We start from the raw sequence: 23092 nt of genomic DNA, 5'->3' as shown, positions 1-23092 counted from the left end.
CCTCTGTTTGCGCGCTTGTTCATTTCTTCCACCAGTTGGCGGTGACGGAGCAGTCGATCGTGATGCCGGCGCCGCCGGCTGGCGTATGGTTGGTGTCGATGCGATAGGTGAAGGTTCCCGCGGGCGCGGCCGCATCGAGAAACACCGGCTCGTAGACCCCGGAGTTGCTGTTGTAGGTCACCGATCTCAGGACCGTATCGACGCCGCCCACCGTTCGAACCAGCCTCATGTTGACGGTAGCGCTGCTGCTGCCGCCGCCGGCCGTGTAGACAGAATTCATCCTGGCGAAGACCAGAGGGGGAATCGCACCCGTGTTGTTGACGGTGATTGTGGCGCGGGTGACGAATGAGGGTCCGTTGGCACCGGTCGAAAGAAAAAACGCCTGATTATCCCAATCGGTGATGGCATTGCCGGCGATGAGCGACGTGATGACCGTGCCGTTCTGCAACACCAACCCGGCGTTGAGCGAATTTGCGGTGATGTTGCCCGCAGTCAGGTTGCGGATGCGCGCGGTGGCGATGAAGGCGGTGCCGGCATCGAACAGCGCCGTGACGACGCCGCCCGCCATGATGACAAACTGATCCGTATCTAAGACGATGCGGGAGGCAGATGCCGTCGCCTCGATGTACAGGCCCGACGAGCGGAACGTGCTGCCCGACGTTACCCGTGCCTCTATGCCGATGCGCGAGGACCAGCCGGCCGCCGGTGTGTAATCGGTGCCCATTCTGAACGTGGAGCCGGCAGAGACGTCGCCGACGGTAGTCTGCAAGGCGATGATCGCCGAAGCGTTGGCCGCGATCGTGCCGCCTTGAGCCGACACCGTCGTCGACAACGACGACACGGCGGTCGAACTGGCAACAACACCAGTGACCGGATCGTTGACCGTCGCCTCGAGAGCCTGGATCTTGAGGGCGAGCGCCGAGCCGGGACCGGTCGCAGTAATGATCTCTTCAGTGAACAGCGCGACTGCGCCGTCGGTTGTGGACCGCAGTTCCCGCCGCAGTTCCTGCTTGTCGGAAAAGCCGACCAGGAAGTTGCCGGCGCTGTTCGTCGACACCGCCTGCAATTGTTCAAGGACGTCGCGCACCGCATTGCCGGTCCACGCCTGGAAGGCCTTCACATCCTGCGCGAGCTGGTCGAGATCGATGGGGTAGAAATCGGCCCCGACCAGGCGCGCATCGAGCGTCGTGACTTGCACCCAGTCCGTCCACGGGATGGTGCGCGGCGGGTCCGAATGCAGGCGATAGCGCGCCTCGAAGGCGGACAGCGAGATCACGCCCGCAGTCAGCTGCGCCACCGTCTGGTCGGACGTCGCCGTCTCGCCCATGACGGCGTCGGGTTGCGCGACCGGACGGTATTGGAACTCGATCTCGGAGATCGTCACATCGGTGATGACATTCCACGAGGCGCGCAGCGCCGCGCGCTGCGAGCCGGTCTCGGTTTGGACGATGATCGGGATCAGATGGTAGTTTTCTAGCTCGCTCTGATAGTCCGGCGCGCCGGGCGGCGCCGGCACGATGACAGGCGGGTTGAGGATGCCATCATAGATCGAGCCGTCGCGCTGCTGGAGCGAGACCTGCGCGTTGCGCGGCCCGTCGGCATCGAGCGAGGCGAGCGACGATTCCGTCATCATGAAGGTGAGGTCGCCGTACTTCTGCGAATTGTACCGAACCCAGTCGCCGGCCTCCAGCACCTGCCAGCGCGGGCGCAGCATGCCGGAGACCGTGGCTTCCCAGCGGTTCTCCTCGAGGTAGATGCCGGCGAGCTGGCCGGCCTGGCGCGCCGACGGCACCATGGGGAAATCGATGTTGACGTCGCGGGTGCGGCGATCGACGACAAGGGCGGTGTCGGAGATCTGCGCCTCATAGCCGACCATCGACCACAGCTGGTCCGGATCCGGCGAGTTGCCTGACACCGAGTTGACCAGGTCCGACATCGAGCGTTTCGCCTGGAACTGGAACGGCGCGCCGGCGATGAAGTCGTCATCGGTGATGGTGGCGACAACCGGCTGGTCGGAGCCAACCAGCGGCCAGGCCCCGTCGACGGCATCAATCGTCATGCCGCCGCAGGACAGCATGATGCTATCGATGTTGTCGCCGTGGCTGCGGGTGCAATCGAGCAGCAGCGAAAGCTGGTAGCGCGGCTCGAAGCTGCCGTCTTCCTTTGCGACCAACTCGTCGCAAAGGTTGGCGGCAGCGGTCCACTTGTCGAACGGCAGGTCGGAAGCCGGCATTTCCATGCCGCAGAACAGATCGTCGTTGATGGTGAAGCCGCGGCGGTAATTGTATTCCGCGACGATCGGGTTGGCGGTGTATTCGTGGGTCGAGTAGTCGCCCCAGCGATGCGTGCCAGAGCCGCCGGCGGTCGAATCCTTGCGCCAGTCGTAAAGCCGCGCGCCGCGAAACTCGAAGAAGAAATCCGGAGGACTGTTGTTCTTCTCCGTGTCGAAGATCATCGACACGATGACGTGGCAGATGCCGAGCCCGACATGCGCTTCCGACCAGCGGTCAGCCGGGTTGGCTTCTTCCACGAGGTTGGCGTCGGCGACGATCTGGGTGCCGTCGACGAACTTGATCCAAATGAGGTCGGTGAACTCCCCCGAGACGACAGGCAGGCCTCTTTCAGGATCCGGAGTGCTGCCCAGCGTCTCCCAAGTGCCGTTGATGGCAACGCGGCTCAGACCATCGCAGTAATAGTCCCCGAGCGCATAGACCTGCTGGATGCGGCCATTGCCGGAATCGTATGTGTTGACGTAGCAATCGTGCCCGGCCATGGCGACCCGGCCGATTGGCACCTGGCGGGGGGGATTCTCGCCATACTGCTTCTCGAACTGGACGCCGCCCGGCGGCTCGTTTTTCTTGGCAATCGCCTTCTCGATCAGCCCGGCCGCGACATTGATCCCGGCCGTCAGGATCATCGAGCCGGTGATGCCCACCGTCGCCAGGAACGAGCCCACGGCGGTACCGGCCCACCATGTCGAAACGGCAGTGACGAGAGGGGCGAGAAACGGCATGGACTATTCGACCCGGAACGCCGTCTTGACGTCGGCAGGGTTGAGGAAGATCACCTTGGTTTCATCCCGCGTCATGAAGCCGATCTGGGTGAAGACGCCCCCCGAGATCTGGCCGTCACGCTCGACGACGCCGATGTCGCCGCGCTGGGCGAGTGCCGGCGCGATCTCGGTGAACTTCGAGCGGAAAGCATCCTCGACCGTGGCAAACCCGCGCTTGCGCAGCTGCTTGCCGGCGCCGGCCGGGGTCTTGTAGCGGCGTGCCGCGGTGCCGAACATCGTCTTGCCGGTGACGGCCGCGACAGCATCGTCGGGAATCAAATAACAATCCGACGTGCCGAAGAGCGACGGCAGCGCCATATGCTTCTCCACGGCCGCCTTGAGCAGCCGTTCCCAACCCGTTTTGCGCATGATGGATCAAGCCTTCTTGGTGCGGCCCCAGAACACTTCGACACGTCCGCGCGTCGAGGCATGCTGCAGGAAGAGATCACCGGGGTTGCGGCGCTGCTGGTCGGCATGCGAGCGCTTGCGGCCATTGGTGCGGGTGTAGTCGAGTGCACGGGTTTCGCAGTTGGCGGTCAGCGTGTAGCCAGTGTCGTCTTCATTGTGCGGGATGGTGTCGATGTAGCCGCGGCGCATGGCGCGCACGCCAAGCAGCGCGCCGGTGTCGGGATGGAAATAGGCGTCGTAGATCGTCACCGGCCGATCACGGTAGTCTTCCGCCTCGATGGTGCGCAGCACCTCCGGCGTCAGGCCGTCATCCGGCGACGCCGCTAGCGTGATGGTGAACTGCCGCGCAGCCGTGCCTGTGCCGGCCGACAGGTCGGACACCTGGAGGATGCCGCCCGGCTGATAGGTGACGCCACCCCATTCGAGCGGCGCCAGCGACTTGATGAACCCATAGGTCCCGCCGCCGAGCTCGAACTTGATCAAGCCGCGCACGATGATGTTGCCCTGGTCGAGCAGCTCGGCGACGCCGGCGGGGAGCGAGAGCATGGTTACAGCCTTTGATAGGCGTTGAAGGAAATGGCGCCAAAGTCCCTGGTGGCGGGAGCGCTCCAGGAGTTCCAATCAAGGATGAACTGGCACTTCGGACGCCAGAGCCGGGCAACCGCTGCGGTGGTGAAGACGGTGGTGTGGAGGAACGGCGCCACGGTGAGTGTGGCAACGCCGGCTACGGCTGTCTTGTCTTCGAGAACCTCGTAATAGCCGTAGTGGCCGCCCTCCTCCAACCCGACGCGGTCGCCAACCTTGGCCTGATATGTGGCGGGCAGACCGGACAGGCCGAGCGCACCCGACAGGCCAAGCGACGTTACCGTTGCCGTGCCATTCCATGCCGGCGCGATATCGGTAGACGCCGCAGCGGTCAGGTAGGCGATCGGGTTCGGGCGGCCGAAATCATACGCCACGAACGGCTTCATGCCGCGCAGGCTCTTTTTCCATGCAGACCAGATTGCCGTTGACGCATATTCGGTCGGCTTGCGCAGGCGCGTCTGGATCGTCGCCTTCCATGTCGGATCGACGACCTGCGACAGATTGATCTGCAAGCCCTTGCCAGAGGCGGAACTCGATACGTTGTCCATCAGGTCGAACGTGCATTCCGTCAGTTGGTAGTCGGGAAGGTCGCGCGGATAGGTGATCGTCACTTGATCATGCTCCGCTTGATCGCCGCCGCATGGTTCTGCGCATGGCGGGCCACCGATCCGATGCCTGATTTGGCGATTTCATCACGCACGATCATACGCGTCACGCCATCGGAATCCTGACGTTCGATTGTCCCGCCGTTTGTGCGCTGGTCGATGATCTGGACCACCGTGCCGCCGCCGCCAAATGCGTTGTCATTCGAAACGATTGAACCGCCGCCGCTGCCCATGCGCAGGATCTCCGGCCCCTTCTCGCCGACGAGATAGTCTTTCCACGGGTCGACTGGGCCGCCGGCAGCGCGTGCGCCCCCAAACCAGGACGTGAACAGCTTTCCTATCAAGCCGCCTCCCCCACCTTTGCCGCCGCCAAGGATGCCGGCGAGCGGACCCTCATTGAAGAGCAGCGCATTCTTTGCAGCGTCGAGGATTTCGAGGCCGAGCTGCTTGGCGGCATCGGTTGCGCTCATGGCACCGCTGGCCCATGCATCCAGGGCGTCCAGCCCTTCGTGACCGAAGAAGGATGCGGCTTCGTTCAGCGAACGCTGTTGTTCCTCCAGCAGCTTCTGCGCCTGTTTCTCGGCATCGATCTTGCGCACCAGCGCATCGATCTCCTTGCCCTGCGTACTCGTCGCGGTGACGCCGGCACGGCGCTGCTGTTCCAGCACCTCTTGCGCGACGCGGTCGAGGCCGATTGCCTGCTCTTCAGCCTTCAACCGCTCGATGACGCGGTCATAGTCAGAGATCTGCTCCTTGATCGCCTTTGAGCCGCCGGAGCCGCCGCCGCTCGGAGGAATGACGGTGCGCTTGACCTGCTGGGCGCCGGCGAAGCGCGAATTGAAGGCATCATCCGAAAGTGGTTGAAACAGCCGATCGCCCTTTCCGGCGGCGTTCGGGTCGGTCGGCTGGCCGGCAAGCTGCCCTACCGCGAAGCCGGCGCGCGAAGCTGCATTGGCGGACGCGCCAGGCGACATGAAGACGGCGCCCCACCATGACGGCGCGGGGATGCCGCTGAACTTCTCCCATTCGCGAATGACCCTGGTTGCGGCGGTATAGGCGAGATCGGTTTGGTCAGCGATGTTGAGCAGCGCTGATTTGACCTCGATGTCGATGGTGCGGGAAATCTCGTTCCACTTGTCGTCGAGTTCGGCGGCGCGCCGCACCAGCTGCTCGTCCACAACGCCGCCTGCGCGGTCGGCGGCCTGCATCATATCGTCAATGCCGGACGCGCCGTTCTTGAGCGCCAGCACCATGTCGGCACCACCGCGCCCGAAGGCGTCGGTGGCGAGTGCGATGCGCTGCTGGTCGGTCGCGGCACCCTGGATTAGGTTCGCGTAGTCGCGCAGAAGGTCGACGTTCGAGCGCAGCTTGCCGTTGCTGTCTGTCAGCGAAATGTTGTTGGCCTTGAAGATATCGGCCAGCCGGCCGCCGGAGGTGACGGCAGCACCAAGCCGCTTCGACCATTGTTCCAGATTGGTGTCGATGGCGCCGGCGTCGACTCCGGCCTGCGTCAGGCCGAACTGGAGGCGCTGTAGCTGCTCGACCGAAACGCCGACCCGATCGGCGCTGTCGGCGAGATCGGCATATTCGACAACCGCGCCATGGACGGCATCGGCGAACCGCCGGACGCCTTCCACCGCAAACCCGATGGCAAAGGCCTTCGCCGCGGTGCCGGCAAGCGCCAGCATCTTGCCGGTGCGGTCGAGCTCGCCGTTGAACTCGCGCGCATTGGCGCGCGCGCTGTCAAAGGCCGGCTTCGACGCATCCTTGCCACGGATCTGGAATTCCAGGTCTTTCGCCATCTACTCCCGACCGTCTCTCTGGAGCTCGAAGAATGCGAACCAGGCGATGAACTCGGCATACTCCATGGCGCCGATCTCGCCGCAGGTCTTGCCGAGGCGGAGCGCGAGCGCGTGGATCAGCATGCGCTCGGGGTCCGCCTTCAGCCGTTTTTTCCGCTTCCACCACGTTGCCGACGGCGGAGCCTCCCGGCATCGAGCCGTAAAGGATGGCGGCGGCGATGCGGCCGACGACGTCTGAATCGACCTTGTGCGTCAGCACATGCTCGTCCATTTCGTCGAACAGGCGCTTGCCGGCCTCGTCGCAGGCCTTGGCGATCAACGCTCGCACCTGGATGATCCCGCCGTCAGGCGTGACGCCATTGTCGTCGCGGCGGTAGACCTTGTTGCGCTCGGCAACGGTCCAGGGCGACCAGGTGATGACCAGCGGCTTGCCGGGGGTTCCCCATTCCTTGACCTTGATGTCTTTGCGTTGCTGGCCGCCATAATGGGCAGTGGCGGCTTCCAGGACAGAGCTGAGCTTGGCCATTATGCCGCGACCTCGTCATAGGTCAGCGCACCGTTGCCGGTGACACCGAACGAGAAGGTAGACGCCTTCGACAAGTCCGCCGCGCCGTCGACGCTGGTGATCGAGGCGGTGCCGGAGACATAAGTCAGCCCGACCGTGTCACCTTGCAGATAGAAGCCGATGGTGACACTGCTGCCGATCAGCGCGGCAGCCTGGCCGTTAGCATCGGCCGGATCATAGATGCATTCGACCTTGCCGCTCCAGCCAGGAATGCCGGGGACATGGGTCTTGGCAGTGCTGCCCATGACCGTCGTGTCGCCGGTATCGACGGTCTCGCTGTAAGCGATCGAGGTCACTTGCCCGACCGCGTTGTTGGCAAATTTCACCTTGCCGTTCTTGCCATGCTTGACACCCATGGTGCTTCTCCAGTTCGGGGTTGTGCTCTAAAGAGCGGTTTCAGGATCGGCGCGTGCGGTAAATACCGTCACGGCAAAGGTCAGGGCGGCGGTGCAAAGCGTACGCTCCGCGTTGCCGGTGAAATTGAATTCGGTGGCCTGGTAGGCGTAGTCCTGGGCGATCCCGCCCAGCGTCGGATCGTCGGACAAGACGCCCTCGACAAACAGAGCCATGGCGTCGAGCGTGTCTTCGCCATCGCTGGAATCATCCTTTACGCAGGCGGTCACCCGAACGCCGATGACACGTTGCTGGTGCCCATCCATGTCGATGTCCGTCGAGGTTTCGTTCGAAACCTCAAACAGGAAGGTCGGCCGGAGATCCTTCGCCAAGGGCAGGCTGCGGCGCTGCTCGACGCGTGATCCTGCCTGCGGCGAGCCGACGAGATTGGCCGCCAGCCAGTCGCGCAGTTGATTACGGACGTGCGACACGGCTCAAGCCTCCTGCAAGCGTACGACCGTCATACCCGTTCCATCCGGCTTGATCTCGACCACGACGAAGTTCGAGAGGGCCGAGGTCTCCGGATCGGTTACCTGCACGCTGTCCTGATGCGCCGCATCGGCAGGCAGATCGGAGGTTCGGCACTGGATCTGCGGTCCCGACGCCTCGACGCCGGCATCGAGATCCGGCAGCGTCAGCAGCTGGTACTCGGCGTCGAAGATCGCCGAAAAGTTCGCCACCGCGGCGACGCTGGTCCATTTCACTGCGGCGCCGAACTCGTCGGCGTCGACGAAGATGGCGCGATCGGCGGCTGTCTCGACCGGCATGGTCAGGCGTTGCCGCGGCGCCTGGCTACCGCCTTCGGTTTCCTGCTGACGGTCACGTCATCGCCTTCGCTGACAAGGCAGACGGCAAGCGGGCGCGGCAGATTTTCCGGAGCGCAGTCGATGCCGATTATTTCGCCTTCCTTGAACTGCACCGAAGCCTGGGCGCGGTAGCCGCCTTCGACCTTCTCAAGGAGGTGAGCGCGAGCGGCGACCTGCGCCTGCGACAGTTCGAGCACCATGTCGGTGCCGACATGGGCAACGCCGCCTTCGACCTTGTACATGCGCATGGGAAGTTTCCTTTCGGTTTGGGTTGATGGCATGGCCGGACGGCAGCTGTACTGCGGTCAGGTCAGGCCACCCCCCGGCTGGAGCCGGGGAGCGGTCTTGTCGATCGGGAGGAAAAAATCAGGCTTGCAGCGTAACCAGGCAGGCATGCTGCCAGTAGGCGTAGGCGACGTTGCCGGTCCAGTCGATGCCGAACAGCTGTTCCTTGTTCAGCTGTTCATATTCAGAGCCTTCGCCGAGCGCGACGACATCCGGGATCGTCTCTTCCTGCAAGATGAAGGGCTTGGCGGCATCGTCGGTGCGGAACACCGCCAATTTCGTGGTCCAGGTCAGGCGCGGATTGGGCACCACGTCGATCTCGAACTTGCCTTTCAGAGCCGGCAGCAGATTGGTGTTGCCGCCGCCGACCAGCAGCGACGTCACGGCCAGCAGGGCAACCGCCATGTAGGTGATCGGCACCTGGACGGTGAACTTGGCCGCGCCCTGGTTCATCGGCTCGCCACGATCGTCCTTGAACGAATACATTTGCTGGATCGCTTTCAGGATGGCGCCGGCAACCGTATCCACGGCCGGGGCCGTAGGCGTGCCGCCGGTGCCGGCGTCGGAGATGTCATAGACGATCGAGTTCGCCTGGACGCCGCTGTTGCCTTCGACGTGGTCGGTGTCGAAGAAGTACTGACCGTCGTAGCAGGTGGTCGACTCGCCTGCGATCATGAGCGCCGAGAGCAGCTTGGCCGGATGGTCGAGCGCGCGATCGGCGAGCTGGTTGACGCGGATCTGGATCATGCCGAGCTTGTCGCGGCGCATGTCCTTGGACTTGAAGGTGATAGAGCCTTCATAGTCCTTGTTGGAGACGGTGAAGGAGAGCTCGCGAAGTTCGGCCGGGGTGCGCCCGCCGATGAATTCGCGCAGCGCCGGGGCCGTGCCGAGCCAGGCATACTCCTCGACGGCCTGGTCGGACTGCATGCGCATGGCGATGTCGTTGATCCACGCGCTGCCGCCGGTGTCGAGGCGGGCGAGGATCATACCGCGCACGCCATTGTGGGTGATTTTCTGGAACTGCTGCGGAAGCATGGTCCGCTCCTTTCATTGGGTTGCGGTCGGACCCTCGCCGTCGGGCATCGACGGCGAGGCGGCACTTATGTGCCGGACGTTGATGTTCGGAGAGTGGGAAGGCGATCAGGCCGCCGGCGCGAGCAGGCCGGCCGTGGTGCAGGCGGCAAGGCCCGCGTCGAACTCGACGATGGCAATGCCGGTCGAGACCCAACGCGACACGGTGCCGATCAGCGAATTGCTGGTTGCGGTCAAGGTGAAGGTGTTGTCGTCGGACGCGTAGACGAGCGGGCGATCATTGGTGGTGATCGCCGCACCGGAAATCGGCAGGACGATGTTGCCCTTTTTCTTGACGTTGACATTGATCGCGCCGGCGGCCCCGGCGGAATTGTCGGCAATGGCTTCGGCAAAGCCCTGGAACGGATCGCCGGCGACGAGCGGACGGGAATAGCCGGATCCGTTCTCACCGACGGCAGCGCCCTGGTAGATGATGTCGGCGGCGATGACCGGGTATTCTTCCTTGTCGCCCAGCTGGTAGTCACGCAGCTGGTTGGCGGCGAGCGTCGCCATGGCCATGCTGACGCCGGTTCCATGGTGCTGCAGGTTGGCCAGGTGCGTGACAGCGTCAGGCATGGCGATGGCGAGACAGGCAAGCGCGACCAGCGCTACGCCTGCCGCGATGAGAATGTTCCTTTTCATTGCGGCGGTCCTTCTGGGTTTCGTGTTTCGGTTGATGGAGCGCGGTGAAGCGGTCAGCCCTTGAGCGCGTCCCGCTTCTTGGTCGCGACGTAGCTTTCGGCGCTGGGGTACTCCGCCTTCAACTTGTCGCTGCCTTCCCATTCGGCCTTCCAGCCGTCCGGAGTGGTTGCGGCGGCAGCTGCGGCACCGGCACTGGCGCCGGCATCGCCATGCTCAGACGGCCTCGACGCGACGCCTTCCGCAGCGCGGTCAAGAGCCTGCAAACCTTTCAGAACATCGGTGCCTTTTGCCTTCACAGCCGCGAGCACGGCCTGCGCGGAAGCCGCCGGCGTCATGTTGGCATCAGCCTTGTGAGCCGCGATCAGCGCCTCCTGGCCGGGCACGAGGTTGGCCTCGATGCCGGCGAGGCGTTCCCGCTCGGCGGACGTCGCCTGCTCGCGCGCGGACGCTTCGATGGCCGCGACGAGGTCGGGATTGGAGGCCCGGAGGGCTTCCAGGGTGAGCGCCGGCGATGCCGACGCGGATGTTGCCGTGGTCATGGAGACCTCCTTGGTTTCGGCTGATGCGGCGGCGGCAGCCGCGGGACGTGATAGCGCTGGCCGTGCCGCGAGATCGGCCAGCGTTTCTTCAAAGGATGCGATGCGATCGATCATGCCGCGACCCAGTGCGTCTGGCGCCGTGAAGACGAGGCCCTGGCCGTACTGGCCCATGATCGTCTCACGGTCCGTATTCCGCGCCTCGGCAAGTGCCGAGATGAACATTTCCGCGCCGTGATCGGCGATCGCCTGCAACTCCTGCCGGCCCTCCTCGGAGTTCGGATCGAGCCGCTTGTTTGGCGATTGCGAGGCGATGACTTCGACGATGTTGGCGCCGAGCTTGGTCAGGATGCCTTCCAGGTCTGCATAGCGGATCAGGGCGCCGACAGAACCGATAAGAGAGGTGCGGGAAGCGACGATTTCGCCCGCGGCGGAAGGCAGCCAGTAGGCCGCGGAACAGCCCATGCCGCCAATATGTGCGACCATCGGTTTCAAGGATGCGGTGCGCGCGATTTCGGCTGCCGCCGTGTCGATGCCTGACACAGTGCCGCCCGGCGAATCCACGTCGAGCAGGATGGATGTCGTGCCCGGATCAGCAGCTGCCAGCCGCAGATCCCTGATGATTTCTTCGTAAGACCAGTACTCGCGGTTCATGCGCGCCATCAGGGGCCCGAAGATCGGAACGACAGCCGTCGTTCCTATCCGCGTCGCGAAGCTGCCAGGGGCCAATGGCTCTCCGGCGCGCAGGTTCTTGCTGGCATCGGTGCGGACCATGCGCACCATGCCGAGGCTTTCGGACAGCGCATCCTTACGGACCGCCCACAACGACAGGCTGCCCGAAGTGGCGAGATTGAGGCCCTGCATGAACTGCATGGCCAGCGCCGAAAGATTGATATCAGGCATCGGCGAGATCCTCCTCGAGTTGTTCCGCATCGGCGGGTTCAACCGCTGGCGCTGCTGGCGCGACCGCGTCCGGATTGATGCCGGCTGCGGCGCGCTCCTTGTTTTCGGTCGCGAGTTGCTCGGTCTTGTCCTCGAAGTCGCCGCCGGTGCGCTCGGTCATGATCTGCTGCGACGTCTTGAACCCGTTCTTGCGGTCCTTTTCGTCGGCGTTGGCATCCTTGAGCGGATCGAGAGAAATGCGGACTGGACCGGTCCATGTGGCGTTGAGCCAGGCCGCCCGCTTCAGCGGGTCGTCGAAGAAACCGGGCGCCTCGATCCTGCCGAGGATGACGGCCTCTTCCATGAACCACTCGTAGACGACCTGGACAAAGTTGCGCACGAGCCATGTGCGCCGGCGGCGAAACGAGTGATAGGCCATCTCCAGCGCCGCCCGGCTGGCCGAATAGCTGGCCGTAAAGTGCTTGATCAGCAGCTCGAACGGCAGTTCGAGCGCAACGCCGATCTGACGCAGGAACGCGGTCACGAAGGCGTCGAACTGCGGATTTGGCCGCATCGGATTGGCGAAGGTCACGTCCTCGCCTTCCGCCAGGTCGATCACCGCGCCGGAGCCGAGTTCGATTTCTTCCTTGCCGGCAGTGCCGGAAGTGTCCGATGTCGGCAGCGGGCTCGAATCCGCATCCGGCGAATTCTTGACGAAGACGGTGAACATCGCGGACACGACCGCGGCGCGGACTTCGGCATCGGTATAGTCGCCGAGTGATTTCAGCGCTTCCACGACCGGCGCCAGATAGGGAATGCCGCGCGTCTGGTCCGGCCGCAGACGGTCGAAAAGCTGGATGACGATCGGGCGGCCGTCATTGTAGCGCATCGGCACGCGTCGCCACGCCGTCGGCTTGCGCAGGAGATCGCCCGGATGCCGATCGGCGACGTGGACTGCAATCGGTACACCGTTCGGCGCGTGCTCGACGCCAGCAATCAGCGTGTCGGTGTCCGACATGCGGAACGGATTGCAGACACGGTCGCTTTCGATCACCTGAATTTTGGTGCCGTAGGTGTCGCCGGGGTCGAGCCGGTAGCGCCGCAGAGCGAAGATGTCGCCGGATTCCAGCGCCCCGCCGAGCATCAGGGCCTGCATCTCGGCAAAGTGCTGGACGCGGGTAAAATCGGCGCTCTTGCAGAAGATCTCGAATTCCCACTCCGCCGTCCTGTTGAAAGCCGTCGCCTGCTCCTGCGTCAGGCCGAGCACCTTGCGGGCGCATTGCGCGCTCAACACCAGCCCGTCGCCGACGACATGCGTCTTGTTAGTGGCAATGGCGCCGGTCGCGACCGGCAGGTTGCGGGCGAGATCACGCGATCGGGCGCGCAAATCGTCGAGTTCCGGGAGAAGGTCGGCGTCCGCCGAGGTGCCGGTCGGGCGCCAGTTCTTGGTCGCACGACGGTCGAGCTTGCCGCCCTTGTAACCGCCCGGCGACATCGCCGACGCCAGCATCGTGCGGTCGCGGATGCGATTGAGGCCGGCGCCGGGATTGACGTAGCCGACGATGCGATCAATCAGGTTCGGCTTGGCGACACGGACGCGCATCATTCACCCACCACGTAGCGGACGCGGCCACGACCAGTCGCGGCGCGCGACAGCAGCTTGACCTTGTCATCCCAGAACTTGATCTGCTGGTTGATGTCGGAGAGGTCGGCCAGCGTCAGCGAGCGGCCGGCGATCGAATAGGACTGCTTGGCCGCCACCTTCATCGAGGCGTCCAGCCACAGCTGCAATTGCGCCTCAGCGGTGGCGAGCGTGATCCCGGCCATTTCAAACCCCTCTTGAGCGAACGCGCCGGCCGCGAGGCCTGGCGGGAGTGACGGGCTCGACCCTTGCGGCGGTCGGAGCGGCGATGTCGGTGACGCGGACGGCGTAGCTGTTCTCGGCAACAGGCACGGCCCAGACCGGTGCGCGGTCCCAGTCCAGCTTTTCGGCCTTGAGCACGATCACCAGGGCCTTGGCCAACACGGCAAGATCGAGGGATTCGTTGCGCAGGCCGCTTTTGCGTGGCTCCCACCCGGTGTCGGTCCTGACCTCGGCGCAGAACTCCGCGAACACGGCATCCGACAGGCTATCCGGCAGGTGAAAAGCGCCCGGCCCCGGATCCTTGCGGGTGAGCGCCAACGCGACCTCATCCTTGAGAAGATCGGTGCCGACCTGGACGATGCGGATGTCGGTGGTCCGCTTGCTCTTGGTCCCGAGCACTTTCTCGGGGGTGGCATAGAGCGCACGCTGCCGCTTCAGACCGCCTATGCCCTTCGAGATGTAGACCCGATGGCCGACACCAATTTTCCGCATCAGCCGCAGCCAGCGATAGGCGTTCGCCGTGACGCCGGCGGCGCCGCCGGAATCGACGATCATCGCACGCGGCAGGAGTTCGTAGCCGCTGCCGGCAACCGGGTATGAGCGATCCAGCAAGGGCCGGAGAGCCGCCCAATCCTCGCTGTACCGCGGCGGATCGATCGCCCGGCCCTTGCCCGCACTATCGCGCTCGGCACCGGGCGCTCCGGCCGGAGGTTCCGAAATGTCGAACCGATCGATCAACCAATGCTCAAGGTCGCGTCCCCACGCCTCGACCGACACCACGAAGCGGTTGCCCTGGACGTCGACCTGCAATGTCAGGAAACGCGTGCCCTCCGGCGCCACACCCATGGCGAAGCGCTGCGACAGAGCCTTGAGAGTTTCGGTTCCAAGCCCTTCGCCGACAGTGCGAACCGCGGGAAGGTAGGGACGGCCCTGATCGAGATTGATCGTGGCTTTCAGCGACGTCTCATCGCCTCGTTCATCGAATTGCGCCTTGCCCTGGAGATAGCGCAGCACGAGCTGCTCCCAGCTCTGCATCGCCGCCACCGGACCCTCACACCAGTAGGAGACGACGTCCGTGTCGCGGACATTGTCGTCGTCGATCTCGACAAGACTCTGGCCGTCGCCTGTCTCGTGCAGCCAGATGCCGCCCTTGTTCAGTTCCCGCTTGCGATCATGGCCGATGACACAGCCATGCGGGCAGGCCATGAACACCGTCTTGGCCATCTCGCCATGGGTCTCGCGCGCTTCCCAGTGCAGGGTGTCGAAGAGCGGACGAAATGGCGTCTTGCAGCTCGGACACATCCAGTAGAACTGGCCGCGCGTGCCCATATTGTATTCCGACAGGATGCCCGCACATGGCGGAGCCTCGTGCAGCGTCGCCGGCTCCCAATCGTCGCGCTCGATCGTGCGGCCGGGCGATGATTCCGAGACTGCCATGCCGAGGGATCCGGCATGCTGAACGCGCTTGCGGGCAAGCATGAAGGGATCGCCTTCACCGTCGACATCGTCGGGCATGCGGTCCCGGTCGGTGAGCAGGACGGTGAAGTATTCGTTCTGCGAGAAATAGCCGATCACCGGCCAGCCGATTTGGAGATCCATGCCGCCGTCGAACTTCTTGGCGTGGATGTTGTCCGCCCCGCGTTCACTCTTTTGCCTGACGCGAAGGTGCGGGTTGGCCCGCAGCATCGGCCCGAGTTTGCGCTCGGAAAACTGCTTGGCGGAATCCTTGGTCTGGCAGACGACAAGCATGTCGCGCGGCTTGCACTCGATCGCATGGCCGATCGGATTGAGGATCAGGCTTTCCGATTTCGCGGTGCGGGCCGGCCCGACGAACACTTCCGCGCCGTACCGCCTCGAGGTGATCATGCGCGACGGCTCGGTCATGTAGGGCGCGAAGTCGTTCGACCACTTGCCCTGGAAGGTCGGCAGCGAAATCCGCCTCGATGTCTCCGCCCATTCGGCGACATCGATGCGACGTTGTGGCGTCAGCGTCGGCAGCGATCCCCGCACGACTTCCTCGACCGTCGCGAATTCTGGCGGCGGCAACGCCGGCAAGAACCGGAGCCAGGACATTTCACGCATCGAACAGATCCCGCTTTTCCACCGCGGTAACCTCGCGATGGTCGAGCCAGAAGCTTTCGATCCGGCCGCGCAGTTCGTCGATCAGCGAATCGCAGACGCCGATGAAGGCTTGCACGGCTTTCGGCGGCATGGCCTCGATCCGCTCGACGCGGTCGGGCGCGGCCTCCATCGTGTCGCGCACCATCGCGAACATCTGGTCGAGCATCTCGGCGACATCGGCACGGCGCATGAGCTGCTTGCGCTGCGCGCTGAAACGCTCCTGTTCGATCTGAACGGCGAGGATCTCGCGCCTGGTCTTGGGGTCGAGCGCCTCGATCGAGTCGCCGGTACCGCCGCCGACCAGCGCCAGGCGCATCGCCATCTGCGCGGTCTTGACCTCGGCGGACCGGAGATCCTCGTCGGCCTTCTTCGACTGCCGCCAGGCCCAGCAATGCGACAGCCGCAGCTCATAGGCCTTGCCCTGCCCGCCCGTCTGCTGCACCGGCATGCCGGAATTGATCCATGCCGTGACAGTGTTCATCGAAGTCGCCAGCGCGTCGGCCAGCTCTTCCCGGTTCATGACGCAATCGCCCACGCCATCCGGCAAGGGATAGCGCGCCACGAGATCATCGATCTGCAACTGCGTCAGGTCGGAGGTGTCCATAGGCTTTCTGCAATGCGAGCAAGCGGAACAACAACAACAAGGCCATCCGCCACCCAAGCCGGACACCTCGCATCGCCATGACCTGCGCGCGCGAAATACCCGTGGGGCTGCTATTTCTCTGGGAGTACCTTCGAATTATCTGGCCGAGGCCAAGGCCTGGCTGAACGCGGCATCGAAGCGGCGGGGGAAATGCAGCTCGGCCACCGATCTCGCAGTCTCATGGAAGCCGAAGCGAGGTGAGTAGCTGGCCTGATCGGCCCATGCGATCAACAGCTTCAATCCCTTGCGGGTACGCTGCCAGATACCGCCCTTGCCGTTGACCCGACCCGAGAACGTATCCTTGCGCGCAAGCAGCCGTTGGACCGTGCCGCGTGGAAGGTTGCCGTAGCTGTTGACCTTCTGGGCAGCAGGTATGACCAGCGCACGCTTGAGCGGTGTGCGGACCCCACCATGCTCTTCGATCTTCAGGTAGCGTTCCTGCGCATCCATGATGAACACCTTGGATGCCAGCACGCTCTTGTTGGCGGGCCTGTAGGCAACACCACGCTTGGTAAACTCGATCGGCTTTTCGAAGACGACCTCGATCCGGCGCTCGATCTCTGGTTTGACGTCAAGGCGCGCTACATCGGTCAAGGCCTTGGCAGTGGCGAAGGGCAGTTGTTGCCGTTCGAACGCCACCATGCCCGCCGTCCACTCACGGATATTGCTCTCGAACGAAACGTCGATCACAGCCGCATCCTGTCTGGAATCTCATCCATCGCGGCGAAGCTGGGGCGCTTCGCCTGGGTCCGTTCGGGGCTCGGCCTGTCGGCTGCCACTCGGTCTCAGAAGCTTTCGCTTCAGGTCAACGGATCATCCTGGGACGGACTCGCTAATCCCTTTTGGTGATTTGCGCAAGGGAGAGCTCGACCGGTGTGAAGCGCCCGAATATCTCGACCAGCACGACGGCCGAGCGCTCCTCGAGCACGCTCTCAATGACGCCGGTGAACGACGCGAATGGCCCTTCCTCGATCAGCACTTCGGCACCCAGCGGGAACGCCGCCTCGACCACATCCTTGTCGGTCGACTTCTCGCCAAGTTTCTTCTTGAATTCCATAAGGTTGACCTCCGGCACAGGCACCGGGCCGACACGCCCGCCAAGCACCGAAAGAACGCCCTCGACCGACAGGATGCCGGACCATGTGGCATCCTGGTTGACCACTCTGACGAACAGATATCCAGGGAAGACAGGCGCCTGAAACACGACCTGACGCTTGGCATGAGGCGCTCGGCGCAGCCGCTTTTCCATCGGCCGCCAGCATTCGATGCCGACAGCGCCGAGTGATTCTTCCACAGCTTTCTCGCTGTTGGGAACGACACGCACGACGAACCACCGCATCGCCGGACCTGATTCGCCCGCAGCAGCAAGCAGCGCCTGTGCCCTTCGGCTAAGCCCTCGCTGCCTGTCTGATTCGGCATGGCAGCGGTCGAGGTTGATCGGGTCCGCCTCATTCAGCCGCTTCACGTCCGCCCGCATCATGGTTCCCTCGCACCGCCTGTTCGAATTCCGCCAATCGATCCGGCCCGCCTGCCGGGAAGTAGACCCATTCCTGCCGTCCGGGGTCGGGAAGCCAGGGCCAGCCGCGCTCGTCGTGCAGCGCCTTCCATGCCCGGTATTCGTCCGAGCCCACGCGGCATGCAGCCATCATCGTCAGCACCGCCTCGGCAGGCTCGGCCTCGGGGACGAGCGTCCAGCCCTTGGCGTCGGCGGCGAGCTGATGCATGCGGCTGACCTCGGGAAAGCCGAAGGTCGCCTGGCGCGACAGGAGCTCGCGGCGGCCCATCTCGCCGCCCTGCTCGATCAGCTTTGCCGAGAACCCTTTCGGCTCCGGCAGCGGCCCAGCGCCCGACAGCAGCACCACCATGCGGCGGGCGCCCCATGCCTTGCCGAACGGCGCCGCCAGCACCGGAGCCGCCGGCGCGTCGGCCGGATCCTGCACCGCCTCCCACAGCTTCTCCGACAGGTAGGTCGAGGGCGCCGGGGTATGCGATTTCTTCTGCGACCGCAGCAAGGTCAGCCAGGGCAGGAAACGACGCCGCGCCGTCGCCCGCTCCTCGGCATCCAGCGTGCGCCACACCCGCATCGCCGGTTCCTTGGGCATGCCGTCAAAGCCCGGCCAGTTCTTCAGCAGCGCCCAGCCTTCGGCCTCGATCTTCTTTTCATCCCCGTCCTTTTCGGTAACCTCTCGCGCGCGCTCTCTCAGATTCGTTCTAAGAGGGTCGTTCTTAGGTGCCGGTCCAGGACCGGCAGGGGGTGCCGATATACCGGCAGGGGGTGCCGGCTGGTCGGCAGGGTCGGAAGCCTCGCAAACATCCTCTTCCGGCTCCGGCAGCAAGGTCGAAAGCGCGGCGTGCACGGGGTCGAGGATGACGCGGTAGAGGTGCGGCGCGTCGCGGCCGTTGCTCTGCTCGACGACGTGCCGTTCGAGGTAGCCGGCCGCCATCAGCCGCTCTATCGCCTCGAACACGGTCGAGCGCGCGCAGCCCATTTCCGCCGCCATCTTGACCTGGCTGCGCGTACACCAGCCGAGATCGTCGGTGTGGCGACCGAGCACGCAAAGCACCTGCAGGTCGCGTGGCTTCAGCGACCTGTCAGTCGCAGCGCGCGCCGGGATGATGGAAAGGCGGGGGCCAGTCATGATAGTTGTCCGTCGCCTGCGCAGCTCAGGCCTGGAAAGTCAGGGGGAACAAAATGTCGGCATCCGACGTCGAGACTATTTTCAATATTCTGCACAATCAGCCGATTGGTGACGCTCTGAGTGAAGATCTGGCCGGAAACGCAAAACGACTGCTCAGTTTGGCGAGCGCGATCCGAGCCAAGGTATTTGAAGTGATGACTCCCGGCCCGTGGATGGACACGATTCTGGATTTCAACAGAAATCTTGAGCAATACCTTAGAATGGACGCTAATTCTCGCGACCTTCCCAGAATCGCCAAAGACGAAAATGATATATTTAACGATATCAAAGCTAGCAGCGCAGAGATATTGAACGCGTATATTGCAGGAATTCAATGTGAATTCGGACCTGTTCTTCCACCAATTGCCGACAATGACAAAATAGCTAGAGACCGGGGACTTTACACCAGAATGGTTGCGGTGTCCGACCAAGGCGGAAGTGTACCGTTCGACGAACAGCGTGTACAAAAAAGCGTTGTTAGGCTGTTGAGTGAAGAACGCAAACGGATCACGGATGGCATCCGGGAAATCGAAAGCGACTTCCAGAAAACAATAGCCGAAGCGAATTCGCAGTTTGCAGCCGCAGTCGTCGAAATTCGCAAGATAGTGAACGAGGCATCGGAAAGTGTAGCATTGGCCGTTGCTAAATCGGACACGGCAGTTCAGCAGGCAGAGGCGGGGCACAAGCTCGCTAACAGTATCAATGAGCAAACAAAGATCACCGAATTGAACCTGAATTCTTTTGTGAACGAGGCACGCGCTCGCGGCAATTTTGATCAGCTCAAGATCGAGTGGAACAACCGGGCGAATGCGGCCACATGGGCGGTGTCGCTGTCGTACGCCCTTGTGCTGATTCTTATTGCCGCACCTGTCGTGTACCTTAGCTTTAGCTACAGCAACGTGATGGATTATCTCAAGGAAGTGGGCTCTCTCACAAAAGAGGAACTCGGGGAAAACCCCAATGCAGGCCTTGCAGCCGTGGTTGCAGCTACCCGCCTTGCTCTGATTGGCGTCCCGTTGGTCCTTTACTTCTGGATTATCCGGCTTGCCGTCAAATTCAATTCTCGATCCATGATGCTGATGGACGACAGTCGAGCTCGTGCAACAATGCTCGAAACCTACTACCGCATGATAGCAAAAGATGCGGCGAAGGATGAGGATAGAGCCCAGGTGCTTGCGGCTCTCTTTAGACCTACGCCTGGCTATGAGGCCGATAGCGGTGAGCCACCAACTCTCATTTCCAGCGTACTCAATCTTGCCAACGGAAGGGGCGGCTGAACCATTGTTTTCTCTCTTTCGCAATGCTTGGGCCACGTTCATCGTTCCGCCTTCAGCCATGCGGCGAAATCGGCGCGCAGCGCTTTCCACGCTTCGCTGGCCCGGCCGCCTTCGTTGATGTCTTTTCGGGAGGTGACGCCAAGGATCGAGCGCACCTTTTGCGCCACGCGCTTGTCACTCAGCGGGCGTTCAAGCCCGTGCCGCTCTTCCAGGAACACCTTGAAAGCCGGCTCCTGGCATTTCATCGCGCATTCGGCGGCGAAGTTCTTCGGCTCGCTGGCCGCAGGCGGCCCGGCCGGGGCGTTGTGGCGCGCCGGCTCGCCCTTGAGCGCGCGGATCGTGCCGAAAGCTTCGTCGAGCAGCCGCAGCAGGAACCGCACCGTGTCCGCCGCATCGCAAAGAAAGGCGATCTCGTCCGGCGTCGCCATGTCGAAGCGCGCCAGCACGAACAACTCGCCCATCTCGCCGCGCGCTTCGATAAAGGCGCCGGTAGCGCTGTGCACGCGCGTCCAGTTGGCCGGCGCGACTGCCGCGAAGCCGGCGCGGATGTCTTTCAGTTTCCGGGCGCCCGGCGAGAGCGCGTTCATGGCATGCGCCCGTGGCGGCACATAGCGCGCCGAAGTCCATTGGCCGCGTTCTCCAGCGATTTGCGCGCGGCGATCTCGCCGGGGCCATACTTCGCCTGCGCCAGCCGGTCGGCGGCGCTGGCAACCACACGGCAGGCTTTCATGATGTCGGCGTCGACCTCGCCGGCCTTGGCCCTGCTCGACGGTATCGACGCGGCGATGCGCTCGACTTCCGCCATCAGCATCTCGCGCACCACGGGCGCGAGCTTGCGCGCAAGCGGATCGACCTGCTTGCCGATCGCCGTCATGCGCCACCCCTGGCGAATTCGGCCATTACATCGCGATAGTGGTCCAGCGTCTTGGACAGGTCGACCGGCGCAAGCCCGGTGGCATCCCGCACGGCCAGGCACACCGAGACGCGCAGTTCGACGAAGGCCATGCCGACCTCGAACCCGCCGCGCCGGCACGCGGCAAGGATCACGTCGTGATACTTCAGCATCACCGAATCCGGCATGCGCAGCAGCGTGTCCGCCCGTGCCCGGTCGCCGTCGGCATCGTGCAGCTGGCGCAAAATCGGCAGCATGGAATCGGTCATCTGCCGTCTCCTGTTTCACATGGGACAGGTGGTGTAACCCACTGGTCAGAAATGCTTTTGAGCGTTACGCGGCGGTGCGGCGGGCGCTCCAGATAGGCGTAGGGGTCAAGCCCGGCCATCTCGCACAGCAGCAGGTAATTGCCGGCCGACAGCGTCTTGCCGTTGATGGCGCGCGACAGCATGGCGCGGTCGGTGTCGGGCCATTGCTCTTCCGCCCGCCGCAGCGAATAGCCGAGCGCGTTCAGCCGGTCCTGAAAGTCGTTGGCGAAGCGCAGGAAGGAGACCTCAGCCACGGCCCGCCTCCCGCAGCTTGCGGTCCAGTGCCCGCTTCAGCCGCTTTATCTCGCGTTCGGTCTCAGGATCCGGCGCGCGTTCTTGATGCTCGGGGTAATGCGTGTCCCCGCGCAGCCGCTTGGCCTCGATCGCGGCGGCGTAGCAGCCGGCGGAGTTCTTGGCCGCGTCATAGTCAGCCGGTGCGCAAGGCGCATATTTGCCGCCGCCAAAGACGTACTCACGCCAGGGCGTCCAGCACCAATTGCCGTCCCGGTTGCGCAGGAAACCCCATTTGCGGTTCGAGCGGCCCTGCCAGACGATGGTCACGATCTTGCCAGGGCCGGCGTCGCTGACGTCGGCAAAAGGCACATGCTTGTTGCCGGTCCAGCGACCGATGACGCGATGCGTGTGCTCGGCCGGCCGGTAGGACCATCGCCACGATGGGACGACGTGGCGGCTCAACATGTATCGGGCCGCCGGCTCAGGTGCGTCAGCCGCGCAAGTATCGCGCTGCCGCGTCGCGACCTCCTCGACATAGGACGTCAGCGGAAAGGTCCAGAAATCCCATGGATGATCGTGTGGGTCCGGGTCAGCGTCGCCGCGATGAAAGACATGGATGCGAAGCCGGCCGGCGCGGAAGCGCGTCAGGAAAGGCGTCGCATGTTCGCCGTCGACGCCATAGATCGTTTCGAAGCCGAAGAAGCTTTGTGTCATAGCTCCAGCGCCTCCTGCTTCGGATCAGGAGCACGAGGCTCAACGAACATGTCAGGCTGGGCATAGGCCTTGCGGATGCGCTCGCAGGCGATGTCGAAATAGGTTTCGTCGATCTCGATGCCGATGAATTTGCGGCCGAGCTTGATGCAGGCGACGCCCGTGGTGCCCGAGCCCATGAACGGGTCGAGGATGACCGACGACTTCACCCGCTCGACACACCAGACCATCAGGTCCAATGGCTTTTGCGTTGGGTGCTTGCGTGAATCCGTCAGTGCATAATTCGACAGATCGCGCTTGCAATAGACGCCATAACCACCCTTCTGCCACGCCACTTCGGCATCCGACAGGAACGACCCGAAGGCCGCATCGAGCCGCTTGATCCAGACGAGCGTCGTGCCGACAGGCAGGCGGGCGGCAAAATGGTTCGACCCGAACAGGATGCATTCGGGAAACGCCGCCCAAATCGCAGGGTCGAACGGCTTGTCGTCGTTCTTGACCGCACCCCAGTCGTCGCGCCCTTCTTTGCGACGCAGCCTATGGGTCCGATGCCCCCCGCTGAAGCGCGTGGAATCGGTGTCCCAATCCATGCCGTAGGGCGGATCACTGACGACAGCCATGCCGCCCGCCAATAGCGGCAACACCTGCAGGCAATCGCCCAGGATGAGCCGGCAGTCGCCGATGGTTTCCTCGCGGCGGATGGCGCTCATGCCGCCCTCGCCAAATCTTGAC

At 63.6% G+C, this 23092-nt stretch carries 27 protein-coding genes; 1 reads left to right on the top strand and 26 read right to left on the bottom strand.

Annotated elements, in window-relative coordinates; all coding sequences use genetic code 11:
* Positions 1-19: 19 nt before the first annotated feature.
* From FJ867_RS08865 to FJ867_RS08770, 20 genes are all read right to left on the bottom strand, one after another.
* Positions 20-3013, bottom strand: a complete 2994-nt coding sequence (locus FJ867_RS08865; RefSeq protein ID WP_140817170.1) for a phage tail protein — start codon at positions 3011-3013, stop codon at positions 20-22.
* A gap of 3 nt (positions 3014-3016) precedes the next feature.
* Positions 3017-3421 carry a hypothetical protein gene (locus FJ867_RS08860; RefSeq protein ID WP_140817168.1) on the bottom strand — a complete coding sequence of 135 codons (405 nt, stop codon included), beginning with the start codon at positions 3419-3421 and terminating at the stop codon, positions 3017-3019.
* Positions 3422-3427: 6 nt separating this feature from the next.
* Positions 3428-4006, bottom strand: a complete 579-nt coding sequence (locus FJ867_RS08855; protein ID WP_140817166.1) for a DUF2163 domain-containing protein — start codon at positions 4004-4006, stop codon at positions 3428-3430.
* 2 nt (positions 4007-4008) lie between these two features.
* Complete coding sequence (locus tag FJ867_RS08850) at positions 4009-4656, bottom strand: hypothetical protein (protein WP_140817164.1); 648 nt, start codon at positions 4654-4656, stop codon at positions 4009-4011.
* On the bottom strand, positions 4653-6452 hold the full coding sequence (locus FJ867_RS08845) for a phage tail tape measure protein (RefSeq protein WP_140817162.1): 1800 nt from the start codon (positions 6450-6452) through the stop codon (positions 4653-4655). The genes FJ867_RS08850 and FJ867_RS08845 overlap by 4 nt, the downstream gene beginning before the upstream one ends.
* A complete protein-coding gene (locus FJ867_RS08840; RefSeq protein ID WP_140817160.1) occupies positions 6394-6978 on the bottom strand; it encodes a hypothetical protein in 585 nt (194 codons plus the stop codon). Before FJ867_RS08840 ends, FJ867_RS08845 begins: the two co-directional genes overlap by 59 nt.
* The gene (locus FJ867_RS08835) at positions 6978-7373 is read right to left on the bottom strand and encodes a hypothetical protein (protein ID WP_140817159.1); all 396 of its coding nucleotides are present in this window, start codon (positions 7371-7373) and stop codon (positions 6978-6980) included. Before FJ867_RS08835 ends, FJ867_RS08840 begins: the two co-directional genes overlap by 1 nt.
* Before the next feature lie 27 nt (positions 7374-7400).
* Positions 7401-7841 carry a hypothetical protein gene (locus tag FJ867_RS08830; RefSeq protein WP_140817157.1) on the bottom strand — a complete coding sequence of 147 codons (441 nt, stop codon included), beginning with the start codon at positions 7839-7841 and terminating at the stop codon, positions 7401-7403.
* Positions 7842-7844: 3 nt separating this feature from the next.
* On the bottom strand, positions 7845-8177 hold the full coding sequence (locus FJ867_RS08825) for a hypothetical protein (protein ID WP_140817155.1): 333 nt from the start codon (positions 8175-8177) through the stop codon (positions 7845-7847).
* A 2-nt stretch (positions 8178-8179) separates the two neighbouring features.
* Positions 8180-8464, bottom strand: coding sequence for a hypothetical protein (locus FJ867_RS08820; RefSeq protein ID WP_140817153.1), 285 nt, complete (start codon positions 8462-8464; stop codon positions 8180-8182).
* 118 nt (positions 8465-8582) lie between these two features.
* Positions 8583-9536, bottom strand: coding sequence for a Mu-like prophage major head subunit gpT family protein (locus FJ867_RS08815; protein ID WP_140817151.1), 954 nt, complete (start codon positions 9534-9536; stop codon positions 8583-8585).
* Positions 9537-9641: 105 nt separating this feature from the next.
* Positions 9642-10214 carry a hypothetical protein gene (locus FJ867_RS08810; RefSeq protein ID WP_210242306.1) on the bottom strand — a complete coding sequence of 191 codons (573 nt, stop codon included), beginning with the start codon at positions 10212-10214 and terminating at the stop codon, positions 9642-9644.
* A 53-nt stretch (positions 10215-10267) separates the two neighbouring features.
* On the bottom strand, positions 10268-11653 hold the full coding sequence (locus tag FJ867_RS08805) for a S49 family peptidase (RefSeq protein ID WP_181168337.1): 1386 nt from the start codon (positions 11651-11653) through the stop codon (positions 10268-10270).
* On the bottom strand, positions 11646-13238 hold the full coding sequence (locus tag FJ867_RS08800; protein ID WP_140817147.1) for a phage portal protein: 1593 nt from the start codon (positions 13236-13238) through the stop codon (positions 11646-11648). Before FJ867_RS08800 ends, FJ867_RS08805 begins: the two co-directional genes overlap by 8 nt.
* On the bottom strand, positions 13235-13459 hold the full coding sequence (locus tag FJ867_RS08795) for a DUF6148 family protein (RefSeq protein ID WP_140817145.1): 225 nt from the start codon (positions 13457-13459) through the stop codon (positions 13235-13237). The genes FJ867_RS08800 and FJ867_RS08795 overlap by 4 nt, the downstream gene beginning before the upstream one ends.
* A gap of 1 nt (position 13460) precedes the next feature.
* Positions 13461-15578, bottom strand: a complete 2118-nt coding sequence (locus FJ867_RS08790) for a terminase gpA endonuclease subunit (protein ID WP_140817144.1) — start codon at positions 15576-15578, stop codon at positions 13461-13463.
* Positions 15571-16221: a terminase small subunit gene (locus FJ867_RS08785; RefSeq protein ID WP_140817142.1), complete on the bottom strand. Its 651-nt coding sequence runs from the start codon at positions 16219-16221 to the stop codon at positions 15571-15573. The genes FJ867_RS08790 and FJ867_RS08785 overlap by 8 nt, the downstream gene beginning before the upstream one ends.
* A gap of 135 nt (positions 16222-16356) precedes the next feature.
* Complete coding sequence (locus FJ867_RS08780; protein WP_140817140.1) at positions 16357-16950, bottom strand: hypothetical protein; 594 nt, start codon at positions 16948-16950, stop codon at positions 16357-16359.
* A gap of 142 nt (positions 16951-17092) precedes the next feature.
* Positions 17093-17740: a transcription termination/antitermination protein NusG gene (locus tag FJ867_RS08775; RefSeq protein WP_140817138.1), complete on the bottom strand. Its 648-nt coding sequence runs from the start codon at positions 17738-17740 to the stop codon at positions 17093-17095.
* A complete protein-coding gene (locus FJ867_RS08770; RefSeq protein WP_140817136.1) occupies positions 17709-18899 on the bottom strand; it encodes a helix-turn-helix domain-containing protein in 1191 nt (396 codons plus the stop codon). Before FJ867_RS08770 ends, FJ867_RS08775 begins: the two co-directional genes overlap by 32 nt.
* A 53-nt stretch (positions 18900-18952) precedes the next feature.
* Between FJ867_RS08770 and FJ867_RS08765 the strand changes: the two genes are divergently transcribed.
* A complete protein-coding gene (locus FJ867_RS08765) occupies positions 18953-20215 on the top strand; it encodes a hypothetical protein (protein WP_140817134.1) in 1263 nt (420 codons plus the stop codon).
* 38 nt (positions 20216-20253) lie between these two features.
* Here the strand turns inward: FJ867_RS08765 and FJ867_RS08760 are convergent, their stop codons facing one another.
* The 6 genes from FJ867_RS08760 to FJ867_RS08735 are packed head-to-tail and all read right to left on the bottom strand — an operon-like array spanning position 20254 to position 23070.
* Complete coding sequence (locus FJ867_RS08760) at positions 20254-20802, bottom strand: hypothetical protein (RefSeq protein WP_140817132.1); 549 nt, start codon at positions 20800-20802, stop codon at positions 20254-20256.
* On the bottom strand, positions 20799-21089 hold the full coding sequence (locus FJ867_RS08755) for a hypothetical protein (RefSeq protein WP_140817130.1): 291 nt from the start codon (positions 21087-21089) through the stop codon (positions 20799-20801). The genes FJ867_RS08760 and FJ867_RS08755 overlap by 4 nt, the downstream gene beginning before the upstream one ends.
* A complete protein-coding gene (locus FJ867_RS08750; RefSeq protein WP_140817128.1) occupies positions 21086-21376 on the bottom strand; it encodes a hypothetical protein in 291 nt (96 codons plus the stop codon). The genes FJ867_RS08755 and FJ867_RS08750 overlap by 4 nt, the downstream gene beginning before the upstream one ends.
* Positions 21373-21669 carry a hypothetical protein gene (locus FJ867_RS08745; RefSeq protein ID WP_140817126.1) on the bottom strand — a complete coding sequence of 99 codons (297 nt, stop codon included), beginning with the start codon at positions 21667-21669 and terminating at the stop codon, positions 21373-21375. The genes FJ867_RS08750 and FJ867_RS08745 overlap by 4 nt, the downstream gene beginning before the upstream one ends.
* The gene (locus tag FJ867_RS08740) at positions 21662-22363 is read right to left on the bottom strand and encodes a hypothetical protein (RefSeq protein ID WP_181168336.1); all 702 of its coding nucleotides are present in this window, start codon (positions 22361-22363) and stop codon (positions 21662-21664) included. Before FJ867_RS08740 ends, FJ867_RS08745 begins: the two co-directional genes overlap by 8 nt.
* Positions 22360-23070 carry a site-specific DNA-methyltransferase gene (locus tag FJ867_RS08735; protein WP_140817123.1) on the bottom strand — a complete coding sequence of 237 codons (711 nt, stop codon included), beginning with the start codon at positions 23068-23070 and terminating at the stop codon, positions 22360-22362. The genes FJ867_RS08740 and FJ867_RS08735 overlap by 4 nt, the downstream gene beginning before the upstream one ends.
* Between the last annotated feature and the right edge of the window lie 22 nt (positions 23071-23092).

It is taken from the genome of Mesorhizobium sp. B2-5-3, from assembly GCF_006441005.1.
Lineage (GTDB): Bacteria > Pseudomonadota > Alphaproteobacteria > Rhizobiales > Rhizobiaceae > Mesorhizobium.
Note: the sequence above shows the minus strand (reverse complement) of the source record. Positions and strands in the feature narration are given on the sequence as shown.

Bases quoted from the DNA above. Each gene is read 5' to 3' on its own strand.
- FJ867_RS08775 (WP_140817138.1), bottom strand. From the start codon at position 17,740: ATGATGCGGGCGGACGTGAAGCGGCTGAATGAGGCGGACCCGATCAAC.
- FJ867_RS08770 (WP_140817136.1), bottom strand. From the start codon at position 18,899: ATGACTGGCCCCCGCCTTTCCATCATCCCGGCGCGCGCTGCGACTGAC.
- FJ867_RS08805 (WP_181168337.1), bottom strand. From the start codon at position 11,653: ATGCCTGATATCAATCTTTCGGCGCTGGCCATGCAGTTCATGCAGGGC.
- FJ867_RS08845 (WP_140817162.1), bottom strand. From the start codon at position 6,452: ATGGCGAAAGACCTGGAATTCCAGATCCGTGGCAAGGATGCGTCGAAG.
- FJ867_RS08855 (WP_140817166.1), bottom strand. From the start codon at position 4,006: ATGCTCTCGCTCCCCGCCGGCGTCGCCGAGCTGCTCGACCAGGGCAAC.
- FJ867_RS08840 (WP_140817160.1), bottom strand. From the start codon at position 6,978: ATGGCCAAGCTCAGCTCTGTCCTGGAAGCCGCCACTGCCCATTATGGC.
- FJ867_RS08860 (WP_140817168.1), bottom strand. From the start codon at position 3,421: ATGCGCAAAACGGGTTGGGAACGGCTGCTCAAGGCGGCCGTGGAGAAG.
- FJ867_RS08835 (WP_140817159.1), bottom strand. From the start codon at position 7,373: ATGGGTGTCAAGCATGGCAAGAACGGCAAGGTGAAATTTGCCAACAAC.
- FJ867_RS08750 (WP_140817128.1), bottom strand. From the start codon at position 21,376: ATGACCGATTCCATGCTGCCGATTTTGCGCCAGCTGCACGATGCCGAC.
- FJ867_RS08760 (WP_140817132.1), bottom strand. From the start codon at position 20,802: ATGAACGCGCTCTCGCCGGGCGCCCGGAAACTGAAAGACATCCGCGCC.
- FJ867_RS08820 (WP_140817153.1), bottom strand. From the start codon at position 8,464: ATGCGCATGTACAAGGTCGAAGGCGGCGTTGCCCATGTCGGCACCGAC.
- FJ867_RS08815 (WP_140817151.1), bottom strand. From the start codon at position 9,536: ATGCTTCCGCAGCAGTTCCAGAAAATCACCCACAATGGCGTGCGCGGT.
- FJ867_RS08740 (WP_181168336.1), bottom strand. From the start codon at position 22,363: ATGACACAAAGCTTCTTCGGCTTCGAAACGATCTATGGCGTCGACGGC.
- FJ867_RS08785 (WP_140817142.1), bottom strand. From the start codon at position 16,221: ATGGACACCTCCGACCTGACGCAGTTGCAGATCGATGATCTCGTGGCG.
- FJ867_RS08765 (WP_140817134.1), top strand. From the start codon at position 18,953: ATGTCGGCATCCGACGTCGAGACTATTTTCAATATTCTGCACAATCAG.
- FJ867_RS08865 (WP_140817170.1), bottom strand. From the start codon at position 3,013: ATGCCGTTTCTCGCCCCTCTCGTCACTGCCGTTTCGACATGGTGGGCC.
- FJ867_RS08825 (WP_140817155.1), bottom strand. From the start codon at position 8,177: ATGCCGGTCGAGACAGCCGCCGATCGCGCCATCTTCGTCGACGCCGAC.
- FJ867_RS08810 (WP_210242306.1), bottom strand. From the start codon at position 10,214: ATGAAAAGGAACATTCTCATCGCGGCAGGCGTAGCGCTGGTCGCGCTT.
- FJ867_RS08800 (WP_140817147.1), bottom strand. From the start codon at position 13,238: ATGATGCGCGTCCGTGTCGCCAAGCCGAACCTGATTGATCGCATCGTC.
- FJ867_RS08735 (WP_140817123.1), bottom strand. From the start codon at position 23,070: ATGAGCGCCATCCGCCGCGAGGAAACCATCGGCGACTGCCGGCTCATC.
- FJ867_RS08755 (WP_140817130.1), bottom strand. From the start codon at position 21,089: ATGACGGCGATCGGCAAGCAGGTCGATCCGCTTGCGCGCAAGCTCGCG.
- FJ867_RS08790 (WP_140817144.1), bottom strand. From the start codon at position 15,578: ATGCGTGAAATGTCCTGGCTCCGGTTCTTGCCGGCGTTGCCGCCGCCA.
- FJ867_RS08795 (WP_140817145.1), bottom strand. From the start codon at position 13,459: ATGGCCGGGATCACGCTCGCCACCGCTGAGGCGCAATTGCAGCTGTGG.